This window comes from Cupriavidus sp. 09_S30, from assembly GCF_056930435.1.
In genome coordinates this window covers 606504-625974 of record NZ_JBXOWI010000002.1, presented here as the reverse complement: position 1 = coordinate 625974, position 19471 = coordinate 606504, and the positions used below count along the sequence as shown (strand labels likewise).

17 protein-coding genes and 1 pseudogene are annotated in these 19471 nt (G+C 59.7%); 9 read left to right on the top strand and 9 right to left on the bottom strand.

Going from position 1 to position 19471, the window contains the following annotated elements; all coding sequences use genetic code 11:
- Positions 1–272 precede the first annotated feature (272 nt).
- The 3 genes from AC1Z3O_RS22985 (at position 273) to AC1Z3O_RS22975 (ending at position 3527) form a co-directional block, all read left to right on the top strand.
- A complete protein-coding gene (locus tag AC1Z3O_RS22985) occupies positions 273–1187 on the top strand; it encodes a LysR family transcriptional regulator (protein ID WP_483518180.1) in 915 nt (304 codons plus the stop codon).
- 132 nt (positions 1188–1319) lie between these two features.
- Positions 1320–2150, top strand: a complete 831-nt coding sequence (locus tag AC1Z3O_RS22980) for a class II aldolase/adducin family protein (protein WP_483521927.1) — start codon at positions 1320–1322, stop codon at positions 2148–2150.
- A 72-nt stretch (positions 2151–2222) separates the two neighbouring features.
- Positions 2223–3527, top strand: coding sequence for an MFS transporter (locus tag AC1Z3O_RS22975; protein ID WP_483521925.1), 1305 nt, complete (start codon positions 2223–2225; stop codon positions 3525–3527).
- On the opposite strand, the gene AC1Z3O_RS22970 is transcribed toward AC1Z3O_RS22975, so the two are convergent.
- The 3 genes from AC1Z3O_RS22970 to AC1Z3O_RS22960 form a co-directional block, all read right to left on the bottom strand.
- Entirely contained in the window at positions 3496–4530 is a 1035-nt protein-coding gene (locus AC1Z3O_RS22970; protein WP_483518179.1) for an Ldh family oxidoreductase, read from the bottom strand. The two genes, AC1Z3O_RS22975 and AC1Z3O_RS22970, sit on opposite strands and share 32 nt — an antisense overlap.
- Positions 4531–4569: 39 nt before the next feature.
- Positions 4570–5994, bottom strand: coding sequence for an aldehyde dehydrogenase (NADP(+)) (locus AC1Z3O_RS22965; protein ID WP_483518178.1), 1425 nt, complete (start codon positions 5992–5994; stop codon positions 4570–4572).
- A 149-nt stretch (positions 5995–6143) separates the two neighbouring features.
- Positions 6144–7088: a dihydrodipicolinate synthase family protein gene (locus AC1Z3O_RS22960; RefSeq protein ID WP_483521923.1), complete on the bottom strand. Its 945-nt coding sequence runs from the start codon at positions 7086–7088 to the stop codon at positions 6144–6146.
- A 398-nt stretch (positions 7089–7486) separates the two neighbouring features.
- On the opposite strand from AC1Z3O_RS22960, the pseudogene abaF reads away from it, so the two are divergent.
- Positions 7487–8863: pseudogene (gene abaF / locus AC1Z3O_RS22955) on the top strand (fosfomycin efflux MFS transporter AbaF).
- A gap of 126 nt (positions 8864–8989) precedes the next feature.
- Here abaF and AC1Z3O_RS22950 read toward each other — a convergent pair.
- From AC1Z3O_RS22950 to AC1Z3O_RS22940, 3 genes are all read right to left on the bottom strand, one after another.
- Positions 8990–9673 (bottom strand): GntR family transcriptional regulator, encoded by a 684-nt coding sequence (locus AC1Z3O_RS22950; protein WP_483518177.1) that lies wholly within the window; start codon positions 9671–9673, stop codon positions 8990–8992.
- A gap of 72 nt (positions 9674–9745) precedes the next feature.
- Complete coding sequence (locus tag AC1Z3O_RS22945) at positions 9746–10426, bottom strand: GntR family transcriptional regulator (RefSeq protein WP_483518176.1); 681 nt, start codon at positions 10424–10426, stop codon at positions 9746–9748.
- A gap of 362 nt (positions 10427–10788) precedes the next feature.
- On the bottom strand, positions 10789–11574 hold the full coding sequence (locus AC1Z3O_RS22940) for an SDR family NAD(P)-dependent oxidoreductase (protein WP_483521922.1): 786 nt from the start codon (positions 11572–11574) through the stop codon (positions 10789–10791).
- 113 nt (positions 11575–11687) lie between these two features.
- Here AC1Z3O_RS22940 and AC1Z3O_RS22935 point away from each other — a divergent pair, with 113 nt between their 5' ends.
- The 5 genes from AC1Z3O_RS22935 (at position 11688) to AC1Z3O_RS22915 (ending at position 16492) form a co-directional block, all read left to right on the top strand.
- Positions 11688–12248: a TetR/AcrR family transcriptional regulator gene (locus AC1Z3O_RS22935; RefSeq protein ID WP_483518175.1), complete on the top strand. Its 561-nt coding sequence runs from the start codon at positions 11688–11690 to the stop codon at positions 12246–12248.
- Positions 12249–12627: 379 nt separating this feature from the next.
- On the top strand, positions 12628–12891 hold the full coding sequence (locus tag AC1Z3O_RS22930) for a hypothetical protein (protein ID WP_483518174.1): 264 nt from the start codon (positions 12628–12630) through the stop codon (positions 12889–12891).
- A 416-nt stretch (positions 12892–13307) separates the two neighbouring features.
- A complete protein-coding gene (locus AC1Z3O_RS22925; protein ID WP_483518173.1) occupies positions 13308–14027 on the top strand; it encodes a hypothetical protein in 720 nt (239 codons plus the stop codon).
- Between the two features lie 638 nt (positions 14028–14665).
- A complete protein-coding gene (locus tag AC1Z3O_RS22920; protein ID WP_483518172.1) occupies positions 14666–15079 on the top strand; it encodes a hypothetical protein in 414 nt (137 codons plus the stop codon).
- 153 nt (positions 15080–15232) lie between these two features.
- A complete protein-coding gene (locus AC1Z3O_RS22915; protein ID WP_483518171.1) occupies positions 15233–16492 on the top strand; it encodes an IS256 family transposase in 1260 nt (419 codons plus the stop codon).
- Positions 16493–16727: 235 nt separating this feature from the next.
- Here AC1Z3O_RS22915 and AC1Z3O_RS22910 read toward each other — a convergent pair whose 3' ends face one another.
- The 3 genes from AC1Z3O_RS22910 to AC1Z3O_RS22900 form a co-directional block, all read right to left on the bottom strand.
- On the bottom strand, positions 16728–17609 hold the full coding sequence (locus AC1Z3O_RS22910) for a methylenetetrahydrofolate reductase (protein WP_483518170.1): 882 nt from the start codon (positions 17607–17609) through the stop codon (positions 16728–16730).
- A gap of 122 nt (positions 17610–17731) precedes the next feature.
- Entirely contained in the window at positions 17732–18400 is a 669-nt protein-coding gene (locus tag AC1Z3O_RS22905; protein ID WP_483518169.1) for an epoxyqueuosine reductase QueH, read from the bottom strand.
- Positions 18400–19308, bottom strand: a complete 909-nt coding sequence (locus AC1Z3O_RS22900) for a LysR family transcriptional regulator (RefSeq protein WP_483518168.1) — start codon at positions 19306–19308, stop codon at positions 18400–18402. Before AC1Z3O_RS22900 ends, AC1Z3O_RS22905 begins: the two co-directional genes overlap by 1 nt.
- Between the last annotated feature and the right edge of the window lie 163 nt (positions 19309–19471).

Genomic DNA, 19471 nt, shown 5'->3' with positions numbered 1-19471 from the left:
GTGGCATTCCCGCGGCGGTTGACCGCGAGCCGGCGCTTGCAATCCAACTCGGCCGATGGCTGGCGACCAGCTCGCCATCGGCCGTCACCTATCTCACCGCACTTTGGCAGCAGGCCAAACCCAGGGATCTGCGCAGCCACCTTGATCACGCTGAGGCACAAAGCTGCGTAATATTAATCAGAGGGGGAAATCCGATGTGAGCCAAACGATACGTCGACGGGGGTGATGGCGCGTCCACTCGCGTCAGCCAACGTGAGCTTTTGGGCATCGCGATGAAAGACGATAGATTGCTGGAAATGCGGATCTTCAAGGCTGTGGTCGAGACCGGCGGATTCACAGCGGCAGCGCATGCGCTAAATGCAAGCCAGCCTTTCGTCAGCCAAACCATCAATAGCTTGGAGCGCCGATTGGGCGTGCAACTTCTGCACCGCTCCACGCGGATGCAACGCCTGACCAGCGAGGGTGAGCGATTTCTCACTTCATGTAACGCGCTACTTGACGCCATTGAGCAGGCCGAAGCCCAGATCCGTTCAAGCGAGCCCACTGGTGACTTGCGTGTCAGCGTCCCCCAGGCCTTCGGCATCGATCAGATTGTCCCGGCATTGCCCGGCTTCATTTCGACCTATCCCAAGTTGACGGTTCGATTTTCGCTGTCCGACTCGCTCGTCAATCTAATTGAGGACAATTTCGATGTAGCAGTGCGGATGGGTCTCCTGCAGGATTCATCGTTGCGCAGCCGCAAGCTTTGCGAATTGCAACGTATCGTCGTTGCTTCACCTGGCTATATTGCCCGGCATGGCATGCCGGTAACGCCGCAGGGACTGGATCGTCATCAATGCCTGCTCTGGGATGCCCCACGCGACCACCTGAACCGCTGGCCCTTCACGATTAATGGCAAGCCGGAGAAAGTCCTGGTACGGGGCCGATTCCGCAGCACCGATGGCAGCACACTGTTTGAGCTATGTGTTGCCGGCATTGGCATCATGCGGCTGGCGGAACACTTGGCGCTGCCGGCAATTCGCAGCGGCAAACTGGTGCCGCTGCTATCCGATTACCAGGCGCAGGACGACACCGCCATCTACGCCGTGTATCTGCCCGAACGCCAACTGGTGCCGCGCATCCGCGCCTTCGTCGATTATTTCGTCGAGGTGTTCCGGAAACCGCCATGGCAAACACCAGCGCCTTGATGCGCACTTATATGCCATAGAAATAAATCCTATTGCTGCTCGCATCTAGATCGGCCCCGGGTACGCGATATAACCTCGCGTCACTGATACCCCCCGCAGACAGGAGCAAGCATGAGCAGCACCGCACAACAAATGACCGAGCTTCGCCGCACGGCGTCCCACCCTTCGAACAACTCAATCTACCGACCCAGGCAGCAAGGTCTGAGATTCCCCAGCCTGCCGGACTTCGCCACGTTTGCCGAAGAGCGCCAGCATCGCAAGGAACGGCTGGTAGCAGCATGCCGCGCATTCGCAGTGCATCACCTCGATTACGGCTTTGCCGGCCATCTGACCGTGCGCGACCCCGAGTTCCCGGAACTGTACTGGACCAATCCGATGGCCGTGCATTTTTCGCAGGTCAAGCTTTCCAACCTGATCCTGGCTGACCATACCGGGAAAGTGGTCGAAGGTTCCTATGCACTGAACCGCGCCGGATTCGTGCTGCATGGAGCGGTCCATGAAGCCAATCCGGATATCGTCGCGATGTGCCATGCGCACACCGTCTATGGCACCGCGTTCGCTGCCCTCGGCCGGCCGCTCGATCCGATCACGCAGGATGCGGCCGCGTTCTTTGAGGACCATGTGGTTATCAAGGACGAGGCCGGAGCGGTCGCCGTCGAAGAACAGGCCGGTATGTCCGTCTGCGACTATTTCAAGGGCGTGAAGGCAGCGATCCACCAGAATCACGGACTGCTGACCGTCAGCCGCCACAGCATTGAAGCCGCTGCCTTCTGGTTTATCGCGCTCGAACGCTGCTGCCAGCAGCAGTTGCTGGTCGAAGCCACCGGCAGCAAGCCGGTGATGGTGCCTGAGCGCAGCTCGCGCTACAGCCGCGAACACGTCGGCAGCGAATACATCGGCTGGCTGCATTTCCAGCCGATCTATGAGCAACTGGTACAGACCAGCCCCGACATGTTCGATTGATGTTCGACTGATACTGCGATTCGAAGCTGCAGGCCAGGCTCGATCCGAGGCCTGCCGTGAATGGAGACAATGATGTTCAAGACTTTACACGGTGATGCCACCACGCACGCCGAACTGGAGGAAGCCACCTACGCTAAGGTGAGCTGGCGGCTGATCCCTTTCCTGTTCCTGTGCTATGTGTTTGCCTACCTTGACCGCGTCAACGTGGGCTTTGCAAAGCTGCAGATGCTCTCGGACCTGAAGTTCAGTGAGACGATCTACGGCCTCGGGGCCGGGATCTTCTTCATCGGCTATTTTTTGATGGAGGTGCCCAGCAACCTGGCGCTGCATCGATTCGGCGCGCGCAAGTGGATCGCCCGGATCATGGTCAGTTGGGGCGTGGTTTCCGCAGCCATGGTCTTCGTCAAGACACCCACCGCGTTTTATGTTCTCCGCTTTCTGCTCGGGGTAGCGGAAGCGGGCTTCTTCCCGGGGATCATTCTCTATCTCACCTACTGGTATCCCGCTTCACGGCGCTCCAAGATCACGGCGCTGTTCATGACCGGCATCCCGATCGCGGGTGTACTGGGCGGGCCGCTGTCCGGCTGGATCCTGGATCGCTTCCATAATGTCAATGGCATGCACGAATGGCAGTGGCTCTTCCTGCTGGAAGCCGTCCCCTCGCTCGTGGCAGGCATCGTCACCTTCTTCTATCTCGATGACAGAATCAGGGACGCGAAGTGGCTCAATGCCGAAGAGAAGGCCATGCTCGAGCGAGAACTTGCCGGCGAATCCGACAAGATCGAGGTACACCATGCCAGCGGCGCATTCACGAATGCGCGGGTCTGGGTACTGTGCGCTTGCTATTTCGGCATCATCATGGGTCTCTACGGCATCAGCTTCTGGCTACCGACGCTGATCAAGGCTTCCGGTGTCACCACTGCGCTCGATGTCGGCCTTCTCACCATGATTCCGTATGGCGCAGCCGCCATTGCGATGGTGATGATCGGGCGCAGTTCGGACCGCACCAAGGAGCGTCGCTGGCACGTTGCCCTGCCGGCGATTGTCGGCGCGTTCGGCTTGGCGGCCAGCACGCTGGTATCACACCAGCCTGCCATGGCGGTCCTGGCGCTTACCTTTGCGACGATTGGTATCATGGGCGCCCTGTGCCAGTTCTGGACGATCCCGCCGGCCTTCCTTGGCGGCGCGGCCGCAGCGGCTGGTATCGCGCTGATCAATTCGGTGGGGAATCTGGCGGGATTCGTCAGCCCCTATCTGGTTGGCTGGATCAAGGACACCACGAATAGCACGGATCTGGGCTTGTATTGTGTCGCCGTGTCATTGATCCTGGCAGCAGCGATCGTGCTTACGGTACCGAGGAAGGTGGTGAATCATTGAGCTTGAGCAGATCCTCATACAGGGCGCGTGGCACCTCGATTCCCATCTGGTCGCTGTTGGCTCGCGCGGCGTAGCGACGCTGCGATGGCAAACGCGCACCCTGACTCGTGATCGCCTCGAACAGGCTCTCGGCGCGTTGAAGGTACTCGCTGGCGCGCTCTCCCAGAAACGCGTTGGGGTCAAATGCCAGAAGCAGCTCGCCGTGACACGGTGTGGCGCCGGCACCTGCATCGAACTCCATGGACTCCGCACTTGTCATGTCGCCGATCAGCGGCCCGGCCATCAACTCGATCATCGCGGACAACGCGGAGCCCTTGTGCCCACCGAACGTCAGCATGGCCCCTTTCAGCGCAGCGACCGGGTCAGTCGTCGGGTGCCCGTCGGCGTCGACTGCCCATCCCTCCTGCAAGGCCTTGCCTTGCCGGCGGTGGAGTTCGATGTCGCCTCTGGCGATCGCGCTGGTCGCGAAATCGAAAACAAAGGGCGTCTTCCCTGGACGCGGCCAGGCGAACGCTAGGGGATTGGTCCCGAACACCGGCTTGGTTCCGCCAGCGGGGGCCACCCACGAATGGCTCGGTGTCATGGCCATCGCGACCAGACCTTCGCTCGCGAGCCTTTCCACTTCCGGCCAAAGGGCGGAAAAATGAAAACAGTTATTGATGGCCATGGCCGCCAGGCCGCACTCCCGAGCTTTCCGGATGAAATGCGGCAGACCGGTCTGAAACGCTAGCAGCGAGTTGCCAAAGCGGGCATCGACCCGGACGATGGATGCCGCCTGGTCGATGAGTTCCGGAACAGCGTGGCCATCGACCTTCCCATGGCGAATGGTATGGACACACACCAGCAGGCGATACAGCCCATGGGACTGGCAATCGTCGCGCTGGCCCGCAACGATAACGTCTGCGATCGCCTTGCTGTGCGCCTCGGAATACCCGTTCGTTTGCAGGACATTGAGCGAAAGCTCGCGTACCTCCGCGAGCGAAAGTCGGACTGTTTCGGACATCGATGTGCAATGCCTCCGTATGAGACGTCTACCGTGCAGTTACGCGATCTGGAGCAGCCAATCCGGAGCATCCTGAAGCGCTACGGGTCGAAGGAAGCGCTGCAATGCGGCGTACCCGACCGACGTGGTTTTGGGGTCAGTGGAAGCCGGCCATGGTCCACCGTGTTGCTGTGCCCGCGTCACGGCTACACCGGTTGGTACACCGGAGAACAGCAGGCGTCCGCCAATATTCCGCGCCGCCCTCACGATCTCGCGATTGTCGTCACTGTCCTTGTCGGCACCCCAGATCGTGACGGTGAGTGTTCCCTTGATAGCGGAGAGTACATCGGGAATTTCGCTGACGGATGGCACCGTGACCACCACGGCTGCTGGCCCGAACATTTCCTCGCGCAGGCCCGAATCCGAAATGAAAGCGGCGCCGGTCGTCTTGAACAGCCGGGGGGCAGGACCTGCGCCGGCTTCTCTCCCTTCCAGGATCACCTGAACGTTGGGATTGGCCTTGATGCGCGCAGCAGCGTCTTCGAAGCCGTTGCGGATGCCTTCGCTAAGCATGCGATGGGTTGGCTGCCCCGCCAGCGCGTCGCCCAGCGCGGCGACGAACTCGCGCCCACGCTCGTCATCGACAACAACAACAATCCCCGGGCTCGTGCAGAACTGGCCACAACCTTGCAGAATCGACGCCGCCAGGGCCTTGGCCGGGGCAACCGCATCAAGGTGAAGCGCCGCCGGGAGGGCCACTACCGGATTGATTGAACCGAGCTCGCCGAAGAAGGGAATTGGAATCTCCCTTTCATTGGCAGCGCGCCACAATGCCACGCCGCCCTGATAGGAGCCAGTAAAGGCGACACCTGCGACAAAGGGGTGCTTGACCAGGTAAATATTGGCTGCGCGCGACATTTCACAATCGAGCACGGAGAACACCCCCTCCTCCACCCCTTGCTCTCGAAGGACGTCGGCCGCAAGCTGCGCAACCGCGATCGACAGTCTGGGATGCCCATTGTGCGGCTTCACGACGACCGGACACCCCGCCGCCAACGCCGCTGCCGTATCGCCGCCCAGGACAGAAAACGCGAACGGAAAGTTGCTTGCTGCAAACACGGCAATCGGACCGATCGGAACCAGCACACGCGTCAGACGCGGACGGCCAGACGGCGGAGGGCCGGGAATCGCTTCATCGTCCACCCTGGCATAGGGAACTCGCGCCACGACTTCTTCCGCGAAGCCGCGTAGCTGGAAAGACGTGCGAGCGATTTCGCCCATCAGCCGGGCGTTACCGAGGCCAGTCTCCTCGTCGGCCAACACGGCGAGTTCACTCGCGCGAGAGTCAAGCGCGTCGGCCAACGCGCGCAGCAATCCGCTCCGGACCGCGGGACTCGAATGCGACCATGCCGCACTTGCCTCATGGGCACGTGCCGCGCGCTGATCGATGGTCGCGAAGGCTTGATTCTGTTCGGAAGAGTGCATGGCTTGATACGAGGGAATCTGACGGTAGAGCTGAAGAGCGATCGGAACGCGGGGGGTCCTGCATCGCGGGACAAGGGCGGGTCGTTCGAGTACACGCGCCCCAAGGCTGCCCATATCGCTGCCTTGGAGCAACGCCGGATCAAACAGTGTCAGGCGTCAAGGCCTTCGGACCACGCGCCATACCAATCGCGGAACAGCGCATATTGCTTCTCGGCATAGTTGCGCTGCGCATCGCTGAGCGCGTCCGTCTCGTTGAAATGGAGCGTGTATTCCTTGTCGCCGTTCAGAACCATCAGGTGCTTGTAGAACAGGACGAGATCCGTGCCTTCGTCGAATGACGACAAGACATTGAGCGCAGCCTCCAACTCCCTGGCCTGGCGACGGGCTTTGACATCACCCTTGGCCGCTTGTTTGCTCAGCTCGACCAGTTGCAGGACTTCACGCGGCAATGCGTTGCCAATGCCGGTGATCGCGCCGGTGGCGCCGCAGTTCACGAACCCGTGGAACACCTGCGTGTCGACGCCCGCCATCAGGATCACGTTTTCGTCTTGCGACGTAATGTGTTCCGCAGCGTAGCGCATGTCCGCGGCACCGCCGAACTCCTTGAAGCCGATGAGGTTCGGAAACTGTCGACGGAGCTCAAAGAACAGATCTGCGCGAGTCGCAAAGCCGTAGTACGGGCTGTTATAGATCACCGCCGGCAGGCTGGGTGCCGCGGCGAGAATGGCGGAGAAATGCGCCTTTTGCGCGGCGGGGGAAGCCGCTCGCGACAGGAGGCGCGGAATGACCATCAGGCCCTGTGCCCCGACCTCGGCGGCATGAGCTGCGTGAGAGACCGCCTCCTTCGAATTGACTGCGCCAGTCCCGACAATGGTTGGAACGCCAGCCGCAACGAGGCGGGCCACGCCCTCTTGTCGCTGCTTCTCCGTCAGCAGCGGCCAATCGCCCATCGACCCGCAGTAAACGACGGCGCTCATGCCGAGCTCAACGAGTTCCAATCCCTTGGCGACGAGTGCGTCGAAGTCCGGCTTGCGCTCCGGCGTGCAAGGGGTCATGAGTGCGGGGATAGTACCCTCAAAAATGTTGGAAGACATCACGCGGTCCTGAAAGTCAGAAGGTTTCGGAAAGAGCGGAATCACAGTGCCCGAGAGCAGCATCGGCGATGCGGCTCCGCAGGTCGTCGAACTCCGCGGTGTGCATATTGTATAAACTCTGATCAAAAATTTGGCACGGAAATTCGTAAGGGTTTACCCTCCGCACGATACGAAACCAAATCATCGCTGCAGGCCGAATCCGCATAAAACGTGCTCTTTTCTGCCCACCATGCGCCCTCACCGTGCGTTTTAGGACGCCCTTTTGCCCCATGACCCGTCATTCATAGGGGAAACCCCTCGTTCTCGTATATTGCATGTTGTATAAAATCTCGTCGCTGGCGCTGGCGAGGCGGGAATCCACCCGCTGACCAGCAGAAGATCAAAAAGGATGAGCAAAGATGGCGAATCAACTCAGCGAGGCTGTCCCCGAAGTCAGTGTGGGGCAACATCGCGGCACGACAACAAGGGACCTGCGCCGCGTTGTTGCAGCGGCAATGGTTGGATCTGTAGCGGAATGGTATGAGTTCTTCCTGTACGGCACGGCGTCCGCACTAGTATTCGGTACGCACTTCTTCAAGAAGACAGGAAATCCCATCGACGGGCTGCTCGCAGCATTCGCGCTCTACGCCGTCGGGTTCGCAGCACGACCCATTGGAGGCATTGTCTTCGGTTACTACGGGGACAAATTCGGCCGCAAGTAGCTCCTCCAGGTGAGCCTGGTGGCCGTGGGGATCACAACGTTCCTGATGGGATGCCTTCCCACTTTCGAGGCGATCGGATACTGGGCTCCCATCTTGCTCGTCACGCTGCGCCTCATTCAGGGCTTTGCCTTTGGTGGAGAATGGGGCGGCGCCGTGCTGCTCGTCAGCGAACACAGCCCAGACAATCGCCGCGGCTACTGGGCCAGCTGGCCGCAAGCAGGCGTGCCGGCAGGCAACCTCGTCGCGACGCTCATCCTGCTTGCGCTGTCGAGTACGCTGCCGGAACAGGAATTCCTGTCATGGGGCTGGCGTGTCGCCTTCTGGTTCTCCGCTGTCGTGGTGCTGATCGGCTTCTGGATTCGCCGAAAGGTCGATGATGCCCCGATCTTCAAGGAGTCGCAGCAACGCCGGGAAAAGGATCACGCGACCCAGCAAGGTGTTCGCTATGTTCTGCGCTATCACTGGAAAGAGGTACTGATCGGCATTGGCGCGCGTTTTGCGGAGAACATCCTCTACTACATGGTGGTAACGTTCTCGATCACATACCTGAAGCTTGTCGTTGGTGCAGACACCACACGGATTCTCAAGCTGATGTTCTTTGCGAATGCCCTGCACTTCATGATCATTCCGCTCATGGGCTACCTGTCGGATATCATCGGCCGAAAACCGGTGTACCTGACAGGTGCAGTCCTCACGGCAGCCTGGGGCTTCATTGGTTTCCCGATGATGGATACAGGAAACGACTGGATCATCATGGCGGCGATCGTACTGGGCCTGGCGATTGAGTCGATGACCTACTCACCGTACTCCGCGCTCATGACCGAAATGTTCCCGACCAATGTCCGATATACGGCCCTCTCCTTGTGCTACCAGATCGCGCCCCTGATGGCGGGCTCCCTGGCTCCGCTCATCGCGCTTTCCCTGCTGGAGAAGTACCACTCCTCCACGCCGATCGCGCTGTATCTCGTGGCTGCAGCAGTCATCTCGATCATCAGTGTGGCAGCAGCGAAGGAAACGCGCGGCAAGTCACTGCGTGAAGTCGACGCCGAAGCGAAAGCGCGAGCGAACGGCTAAGCCGGACTCCCTGAACAGCGAAAAAGAGCCGCCCCATGGGGCGGCTCTTTGCTTTCCTCACTAATGTCGCCCGTAGTCAGGCCATAGCCGAAATGGTCCGCAAACCAGGAGGCCTCGGGGCCGCCTCTAGCTTGCGTTGCGACGACGGGAGATCAGGAAGTTCTTAAGCTCCTCACCCGCGTGTTCGATGTGTCGTTTCAAGAGCGCGGCCGCGCCTCGCCCATCACCCTTGCGACAGAGCTCGACCAGTTGCCGATGCTCGGATTCGGCAATGTCCCGGCTCGCTGAAGACAAGGAAAGCTGGAGGCGCGTGTAACGGTCTGTCTGCTGGAGCAGGGACGCGACGATGTTCGCCGTCTTGGGCTGATCGGCCTTCGACAACAACAGCTGGTGCAGCCTGGTATTCAGATCGCCCCAACGGTCCTGCGCCTGGCCTCTGAGCTCGCCACTGAACTCGGCAAGAATCGCGTCAAGTTCCCTGAAATCCTCAGCGGATAGTTTCCTGACGGACCTGCGAATCAGCGTGGGCTCCAGCAGTGCCCGCAACTCGAACAGTTCGGTGAGCTCCTCGATCGATAGCTCGGACACGATGGCTCCCTTGTGGGGAAGTATCTTCACCAGTCCTTCACTCTCGAGCTGCACCAGCGCCTCTCGCAGAGGGATGCGGCTTATCCCGAGTTCGCTGGCTAGCGCGTCTTGCCGGAGTTGATGACCGTCTGTGTACAGGCCTGAGAGGATCCGGCGTCGAATTTCATCAGCGGCGGCCTCTGCTCGCGTCAGATGGCGAAGACCGGGTTTATTGACGATCATTGGAAGTTGACAACGGCGTCAGTCATCGCCATTTTGCATATTTTCTACATTCTACAGCAAGGCCTCCGAGTCTCACGCCCTTCGACGCTCCTGCAGAAACAGGATAAGTTCCTGGCCCGCGTGTTCAATATGGCGCTTGAGCAAGGCGCACGCCTCCCTGGATTCGCCGTGCCTGCAGAGCCGGACCAGCTCCTCATGTTCGGCTTTGGCTCGCTGCACGGCAGCGTCGCTGATCGAGAGTTGTACTCGGGTGTAACGATCAGTCTGCCGCAGTAGCGACTCGACAAGATCCAGGGATCTCGGTCTATTTGCACGCGCCAGCAAGATCTCGTGCAACTCCGTGTTGAGTTCCCCCCAGCGATGGGAATGCCCCTCGGCAAGTTCAATCGCATACTGTTCCAGAATCTCTTCGAGACGATCGTAGTCAGCCTTCGTGAGACGAGGAATCGAGTGCCGGAGCAGATGCGATTCAAGTAACGCGCGCAACGAGAAAAGCTCTTCGATGTCCTTCGTCGACAGTTCGGCGACGATTGCGCCCTTGTGGGGAACGATCTTTACCAGCCCCTCGTTCTCAAGCTGAACTAGCGCCTCCCGCACGGGGATGCGGCTGATGCCGAATTCTTCCGCGAGAAGATCCTGCTTGAGTTGATAGCCCTCCACAAGCTCGCCTTCCAGAATTCGCCGCCTGAGTTCTTCTGTTGCCGCTTCCGCGCGTGTTGCCGCGCCCAGCGCAGACGTTGATCTTCCGCTCATATTTGTCTCGTGGATGCACCTGATCGACGGGACGCTCTGGGTGCGTCTCGGCCAGGTAGCATTCTACCGTCCTCATGTGCCTTGCTGATGGCGCAGCACGACTTGCAGATACCGCGCATAGCGAAGTCTCCAGCACACGAAATGGTGCCGCTCAGGACATACGAATACTCTGACATCCGCATGGCGCACATTTGCGCCGTGGCGCCCCCGATTGGGCGATGGCTTGCCGGCAGTAGTGCAGACCATCCGGAGTAGGCCGGGCGCGCTATCTCAGCCCTCGCCGACGGGCGGGCATAAGCTCACAGATTCATTGCGGCCTACGACAGGCCCGTGGCGAGCCCCAGCCACCGGGGCCGCGCTCACTACACGCTGCGATAGCGTCCCGCTGCATGCTCCTGCGCGAAGTTTGGCAGCATGGCCTGCCGTGCGGCCTGGTAGGCGTCCCACTGGGTGGCGTCGTGCAAAGACGGAATCGTGATCGGTTCGCGACGATCGAAACCAACCAGGGCGGCATCGACGAGTTCGTCGACTTCCATCACTCCGGGAATCGCGTTGACGTCCTTGCCCGCGCGCGCCCAGATTTCGGTACGCGTCGCCGCGGGCAGCACCGCTTGCACGTAGACGCCCTTTGGTCCGAGTTCGAGTTGCAAGCCCTGTGAAAGAAACAGCACGAACGCCTTCGTAGCGCCATAGACGGTCGATCCGAGTTCCGGCGCGACCCCGACCACAGAGGCGATATTCACGATCGCGCCCGTACCCGCTTGTGCAAAGCGCGGCGCGACCGCAGCAGCGAGTCGCACGAGTGCGGTCGTGTTCAGATTGACGATCGCAGCGACGGTGTCTGGCGTCTGTTCGACGAAGGTGCCCGGCGCACTCATGCCGGCATTGTTCACAAGCACGCCGATGCTCGCGTCGTCTTGCACGCGCGCCTCCACCCGATCGAGTTCTGCGGCGTTGGTGAGGTCAGCCTTGACGATGTCGACGCCGATACCATTTTCGGCTCGCAGTCTCGCGGCAAGATGCTCCATGCGGCTGCGATCACGCGCAACGAGGACAAGATCATGGCCGCGCTTAGCGAAGCGATCGGCGTACATCGCGCCAATGCCGGTAGAAGCGCCTGTAATGAGTACAGCAGGTTTCGTGGGCATCACGTTTGTTGCTCCTTTGGAGATGATCAGGCATTAATCATGATAGTCATCATGATTGCTTTTATCATGATAGCCATCATGTATAATGTCAAGGTCTAGCGCCTGGAGAGGAAATGAAAGTCAGCCGAGAGCAAGTCGCCGAGAACCGGCAGAAGATCCTGGACGCTGCGAGTCGCCTGTTCCGTGCGCAGGGCTTTGACGCCGTGACGGTCGCCGATGTTATGAAGGCCGCTGGGCTCACGCACGGGGGCTTCTACGGCTACTTCAAATCAAAGGATGACCTGATAGCACAAACGCTCACGCATGTGGCTGCTCAAGGCGTGCGGGCGGGCACCGACCTCGCGCGCTATGCGGCGAGCTATCTGTCGCCTGCCCATCGCGACGATGTCGCGGGCGGCTGCCCGATAGCGGCGCTTGGCGCGGAAACGGTGCGGCAGACGCCAGAAGCGCGCGCTGCGATGGCAGAGGGGCTGCAAAAGCAAATCGAACGCTTCGCAGCGAGCGCGCCGCAAGCCGACGCTGCCACAGTGCGGCGCACTGCGATTGGCAGCTATGCGGCGATGGTCGGCGCCGTGATCCTCGCGCGGTTGGCGCAGGATCCGAAGCTTTCCGACGAGGTGCTTGCTCAGACGCACGCGTGGATCCTTGAAAGTACGAAGAGATCAGCAGGATGAGCATTTCGCTCAACTGAGATCGGCCATCTACAACCGTTCGACCGCGCTCTCAGGCGGACTTTTGAACGCCAACTCCGCCCTTTCAAGTGGCCGTCGCACTGAAATCCTTGTGACCGTCCGAGATTTGGATCGGTAGGCGTCGACCGTCCCCCGTCGAACCCTGCATCCCTCGCAAGACACCTTTCGCTCCACGTGCCCGCCGCTTGCCGCAGCGTGGATGGCGGTGCGCCGGCCGAAGTGCTGCGCCTTCGCCCCTGCGCAGCCGAACGACTTAGAAGGGTCAGACTGCGCCTCTCGCGTTCGGCAGAGTCCAGCCACGTAGCGCGACGAACTCGTCATCGGCCATATTGTCAAAGTAACGTGGCTGGAGTTCACCCACATGAAGCCTTTCTTTGGCGCCGCAGTTGCCCTCCTTGTACTCACTGCCGGCTGCGCCTCGACGTGGTCGCCCGCGACTAATCAGACCGCCCAGCGAATTCCGGCCGACACGGATACCTATATCCTGCGCGCTAACCACGGTGCGACGCGCGGTGACTCCACGTCAAAGCCACCGGTGCTCAGTGTCGGTGTCAGCTATTCCGATACGCAATTAATTCTGCCCTGGTTCCTTACTGACATCATCAACGCAGTTAACGATCCCTAGTCTGTCAGCGACTTGCTGCAATCTGATTGGGAGCGGCATCCGAGGACCTGTTTTGGGGCTGGCAGCGCGGATCGCAGAATGTCCCAGTGCGGCCACAAAGCGTCGTCTACTGGCGCACGGTCGAATGACCGAAGCGGCTGAGACAAAGAGACGCTCCCAAATCCGGCCCCCAATGACTGCTTCTGCTCAGCCAGAACCGCCTGCATTGACTGGGATCGAACACGTTATCTCCGATCTTTACAACTTTTCTATCCGCGACGTGTCCTCGCTTACGGAACCTTGATGCTCCGCTGCCTACCATGCACGCGTTAGTGAGAGAAGGCAGGCACTTTCCATGTGGTCTAACTTCTGATGTCTTTCGTCCATGAGAGCGGCCAACATGGGGTTGGCCGAAGAAAATTTAGGAGTGCATTGTTATGAATGACCTATTGACGTTTGCCATCGAGGCCCATGGGGGCCTAGGACGCTGGAAAGAGCTATCCGAAGTGTCGGCGGACTTGGATGTTGGCGGAGTCCTTTGGGGACTTAAAGGGCAGCAAGGATTCGTCGGTGCGTCGCGCGTCACAGCGGCCCTGCATCACCAGTGGGCGTCGCATTCCCCGTTCTTGGACCCAGCGCACCGAACCTCCTTCGAAGCAGAGAGCGTTGCTATCGAGACCTTGGATGACGATATTGTCGAGGCTCGCGAAAATACACGGCAATCCTTTGCCGGTCATACGCTCGAGACGCCATGGGATCGAATTCAACTTGCCTACTTTGCTGGGTATGCAATGTGGACGTATCTCACGTCACCTTTCTCCTTGGTCGCGGAAGGCTTCGAGTCGGAAGAAGTAGCGCCGTGGCAAGAAAATGGCGAGACATGGCGCACGCTCCGAGTCCGGTTCCCGAAATCGATCGCCACCCATTCTACTGAGCAGACCTTCTATTTTGACGACAAGGGTCTCTTGAGACGGCACGACTACGACGTGGAGGTGTCGGCCGGATCACCAGCGGCTCACTATGTCTACGACCATAAGCCGTTCAACGGGATCATTGTTCCGACCAAACGGCGAATCCATATTCGCGGTGAAGATGGCAAGCCGCAAATGGAACCCCTGCTTGTGTCGATCGATCTCAGTAACATCAAATTTAGCTGACGTGTCCGTGTCCTGATCGCACAAGCGCTCGGCCGCGTCGAGTAGAAATATATCGCAAGCAGCTTGTGGCGGCTGTGGCAGTCATGCTGGGCTGCCACAGTTCTGCGCGTCGGCCGGTGTTTGAATCGGTGCCTGGAACACAGTGACCCGCATCCAGGCACCAATCCGTCACTGCTGCGCCGTTTCACCCGCCGCACGCGACCCGACCTTCTGGCTAAAGCTGGCCCACGAATGGCCGTTGGACCTTTGTGGATTCAACCGGTCGATGCAACACACTAGAGGCTGCGGCCGGCCGCTCTTCGATCTCAGGCGTCGCTTCCCGGCCATGAAGCGTCGTTCGGTCGCTCCTTTACTAGGACGTTCGGACGCCAGGTGTACACCCCAAATCCGCCGCTCAAAGGCGACTGCGTGCTTCGCCTTATGTCTCAGGCAACTCGCGGGATCCTTTGGCCCGTATCGTAGTGGCTTCCTGTGTTCTCTAACGCACGCACAAGCCTACCAGCCCTTGTTAATGTGAAGAGTATGAGGCAGCGATGTACTGAATGATTGAGGCAGGATCTGTGGCCAGCTATCGTTGTTGTGGCTATCTCAATCGCTTGGGATAAGTCATCTGAAAGCGGTGATGGGAAGAATATAAAATGATAGTAAAAGAAAAACGCTCTATTCCGCTTCTACAGCCGGAAGCGCCACGACTAGTCAAGATAGCGGTCGTGCTTTTTGCATTTGTCTGGCTCAGGCAGATGCTTTTTTTAGCCCCTCTTCTTTTAAACGACTTTCGCCAAGGCCTCTATGCGTCTCAGGTACAGCGGCAGGCCACTGCAACCTTGGCCTTATGGCTTGCTCTTAATGCCACGTTGATGATTGCAATGGTCTATCAAAAAAACTGGGCCAGAATTACACAAGTGCTATCGACACTGGTGGGACTACTACTTATTGCATGGGACCCTACAAACGACTTTAAGCTTGGCATCGTGTATTTATCTAATGTGGTGGCGACTGTTCTGCTCTTTCGGCCTTCCGCCGATGCCTGGTTCAAGAAGCGTCAGTATTAGTCCGCTGTGGGTCGTCTACGGAAGTTTGGGGCCGAGTCGGGAGGGGCGATCGTCGTTGGGCGACGAGCTTCCGAGTTCGGCCAAAAGCAGTCGGTCAGTGGGGCCTGTCAGAAAATTTGTGTTTAGGGCATAACATGTCACCAAGGAGCATGTATGCCACGCAAGACAAAGACGAGCCAGGCGGCAGACCGTGATCTGCCGACCATCCCAGAGGAACTGATCGCCCATTTCGTCAAGGGCCCGATGACCGCCGAGGCGGTGCAGGACGCCTCCATGGCGTTCAAGAAGGCACTGATCGAACGGGCTCTGGGCGCTGAACTTGGTCATCATCTGGGCTATCCGCCGGGCGAGCAGCGCCCGGCCGGAACGGCCAATCAGCGTAACGGCAAGACCGCCAAGACGGTGTTGACCGAGGATGGCCCGCTGCGAGTGGAGATCCCGCGCGATCGGGACGGCAGCTTTGCGCCGATCCTGATTCCCAAGCATGAGCGGCGCTTCACGGGGTTCGACGACAAGATCATCGCCATGTATGCCCGCGGCATGACTGTGCGAGAGATTCAGGCCTTTCTGGCCGAGCAGTACGGTACCGAGGTCTCTCCGGAGTTCATCAGCTCGGTGACCGATGCCGTCCTGGACGAAGTCACCGCCTGGCAGGCTCGCCCGCTGGAAGTCATGTACCCGGTGGTTTTCTTCGATGCGCTGCGGGTCAAGATGCGCGAGGACGGCGTCGTGCGCAACAAGGCCGTCTACCTGGCCCTGGGTGTGCTGCCCGACGGCACGCGCGACATCCTGGGCCTGTGGATCGAGACCACCGAGGGCGCGAAGTTCTGGATGAAGGTGTTCAACGACCTCAAGACCCGGGGCACCCAAGACATCCTGATTGCGGTGACCGATGGCCTCAGGGGCATGGAACAGGCGCTGAACGCGGTGTTTCCGCACACGACCCTGCAGACGTGCATCGTGCACCTGATCCGCAACAGCCTGGACTACGCGAGTTGGAAGGAGCGCCGGGCCGTGGCCGCAGCGCTCAAGCCGGTGTACACGGCGCCCACCGTGGAGGCCGCGCAAGCCGAGCTGCTGGCCTTTGAGCAAGGCGAATGGGGCCGGCGCTATACGCCAATCGCGGCGGCCTGGCACCGGGCGTGGGATCAGGTCATCCCATTCTTTGCGTTTCCGCCGGCGATCCGCAAGATCATCTACACGACCAATGCCATCGAGAGCATCAACGCGCAGCTACGCAAGATCATCAAGACACGAGGCCACTTCCCCAGCGACGAAGCAGCCACCAAGCTGCTGTGGTTGGCCTTGCGCAACATCACCGGGAGCTGGGGCAGCTCAACCCATGACTGGAAGGCTGCGATGAATCAGTTTGCCATCCTTTACGAAGACCGATTCACGCATCCGCATCGCTGAGATAATGTCCACTCGCCAGTCAGATTGATGGCGAGCTTTAAGCTGCCCTGCACACAAAAAATCTGACAGGCCCGGTCAGTGTCTTTGCTCGGGTGACTGCTTCAGGCTGTAGCAGCCATTCAGTTCTTCTATGCCAATGTCTGCTGACGTCAATAGCAGACATTGGTACCAGCGCAGCAAAGACAAATTCGACAATTGATAGGTGTTTTTAGCTATCTACAAAAAGCTGGTCGATTCAGGTATCCCGCCGGGGGAGCAGTTCGGTACGAAAACTGTATTGCTCTATCCATCTCACCGACTGTGTGATACCTCCGAATGGAAAGAAATGCAGGCTTACCTTTCCATGTGCCTCTGTCAGGCCGGTGGCTAGGCGATCAACAAAAAGATCCGGCCCCGCTGAGCCGAACAGCTTGCCGATGGAGACGCCGTACTTGGACCACATCGATGCGCATGCGCTGACGCCGCACAAGGCGGCATAGCGTGCCAGAACCGCGATGCTTGCAGGGCCCGGCACGCCCACGCGCACTGGATGTTCAATGCCCCGCTCACGCAGGGCTTCCAACCACTCCAACACGATATCTGCATCAAATGCGAACTGCGTGACGATCAAGGGCGTCATGCTGCGTCGTTCGATGCTGTGGCACTTGCGTTCTAGCACCTCCCACTGATCAGCCATGCTCATGACCGGATGGCCTTCTGGATGACCACCCACGCCGACCACCTTGATGCCCATGCGCTCGAAAACGCCTGTCTCGATCAGCGAGGCGCTGTCGGAAAACGGTCCCATCGGAGTGGGCGGATCTCCTGCGATCACGAAGCAACGTTCGACACCGGCTTCAGCGACCGCGCGCTCGACGAACGACTGAAGCTCGGCAAGCGAGGCGATACGGCGTGCAGACAAGTGCGGCATGGGCTCAAAGCCGAGTTTGCGGACTGCCAACGCTGCGGTCAGTCGCGCATCGTTGTCCTCACGTGGAAGGTAGGGAATGGAAATTGTTGACGCAGGCAATATCCGGGGCGCCGCTGCGGTCAGCGCAGGAATGTCCTTCGCACTTACTTCTAACGAATAGGCGTCCGTGATGCTGCTGACGGGCCTGGGCTTATCGGGATGAATCAAGGGTCTTGCCATGCTTGGCGAATACTGGAGGAACTCCGACACGCCAGCGCTGAGCGAGCGCCAGAAGCCATTGAACACATTGTGGAAGCCCAGGGGTGGCGTCGCTCACCCGACAAGGCGTATCAGCCTTCTGCTGGCGTCTCGTCGCCGTAAAACATCACTCCCAGCTGGATACGCTCGCGGCCGCTTTCCACCCGGTGCCGGTTCGTGTCACGCAGCGAGTAGACGCATCCGCAATACTCCTGCTGGTAGAAGTTCTCGCGCTTGCTGATCTCGATCATGCGCGCGGAGCCGCCGCCTTTGCGCCAGTTGTATTCCCAGTAGATCAGGCCGGGGTACCTTGCCGCCGCACGCACGCCGCAGTCGTTGATCTGCTGCATGTTCTTCCAGCGCGAGATGCCCAGAGAACTGGTGATGACCGGAAAGCCGTGCTCATGCGCATACAGCGCCGTGCGCTCAAAGCGCATGTCAAAGCACATGGTGCAGCGCACTCCACGCTCGGGCTCGTTTTCCATGCCCTTGGCGCGCTCGAACCAGTTGTCGCGGTCATAGTCGGCATCGACGAAGGGGACGCCGAACTTCTCCGCGAACCGGATGTTCTCGTTCTTTCGCAGCTCGTATTCCTTGAGCGGATGGATGTTGGGGTTGTAGAAGAAGATGGTGTAGTCGATGCCGGAGGCCAGCATGGCCTCCATGACCTCGCCCGAGCAGGGCGCACAGCAGGAATGCAGCAGCACCTTGTCGTGACCACCGGGCAATGGAAGCGGTTTGCGTTCGACGGTGGTGTTCATCAGTTGGCTCCTTGCGCAATGGCGATGACAGGCTGTCGGGCCAGTTCGATGAAGGCCCGCACATAGTCGATGGCGGTGTCCGCCTCGCGTGCCCCCAGGAAGATCTGCTTGGCGATGCCGCGCACGCCCAGTCGCACAGGCACCACGTCCATCTTGGCCGCGTATTCCTCGACAAGCCAACGCGGCAAGGCGGCCACACCGCGGCCGCTGGCCACCATCTGCAGCATGATGTCGGTGGTCTCGATGGCTTTGTGGCGCCTGGGTGTGACACCGGCCGGCAACAGGAACTGGTTGTAGATGTCCAGGCGCTCGATATCCACGGGGTAGCTGATGAGCACTTCCTGGGTCAGCTGCTCGGGCTTCACATAGGCCACCGAAGCCAGGGCATGGCCCTTGGCCACGACGAGCACCTGCTCGTAGTCGAACACGGGCACGAACTTCAGACCCGGCTTGAACAGCGGGTCTGGCGTGACCAGCAAGTCAATCTCGTAGCCGAAGAGCGCGCCGATCCCGCCGAACTGGAACTTCTGCTTGACGTCCACATCCACGTCGGGCCATGCGGCCAGATAGGGTGAAACCACCTTGAGCAGCCACTGGTAGCAAGGGTGGCACTCCATGCCGATGCGCAGCGCACCGCGCTCGCCCTGCGCAAACTGGCCCAGGCGCTCTTCGGCCAGGTCCAGTTGCGGTAGCACCCGGTTCGCCACCGCCAGTAGGTACTGACCGGCCTGCGTCAGGCGCAGGCTTCGCCCTTCGCGCAGCCAAATGTCGGTGCCCAGTTGCTGCTCCAGTTTCTTCATGCTGTGGCTCAGGGCCGACTGGGTCAGGTTCAACACGCCCGCAGCGGCCGTCAACGACCCTTGTTTCTCGACCTGCTGAACGATGCTGAGGTGGATGCGTTCAAGCATTTGAATGATCCAGGTTCATGGATTTATGAAATAAGACCATTTTACTTCATCGATAACCACAGCTAGCATCCGCACCCATTGTTTGTTTGCGTTGTTCGTAGCGCTCATGGCCCTCATTCACAAACTCGGATTGCGCGGGTAATGGCCTGGGCCAAGGCCGATC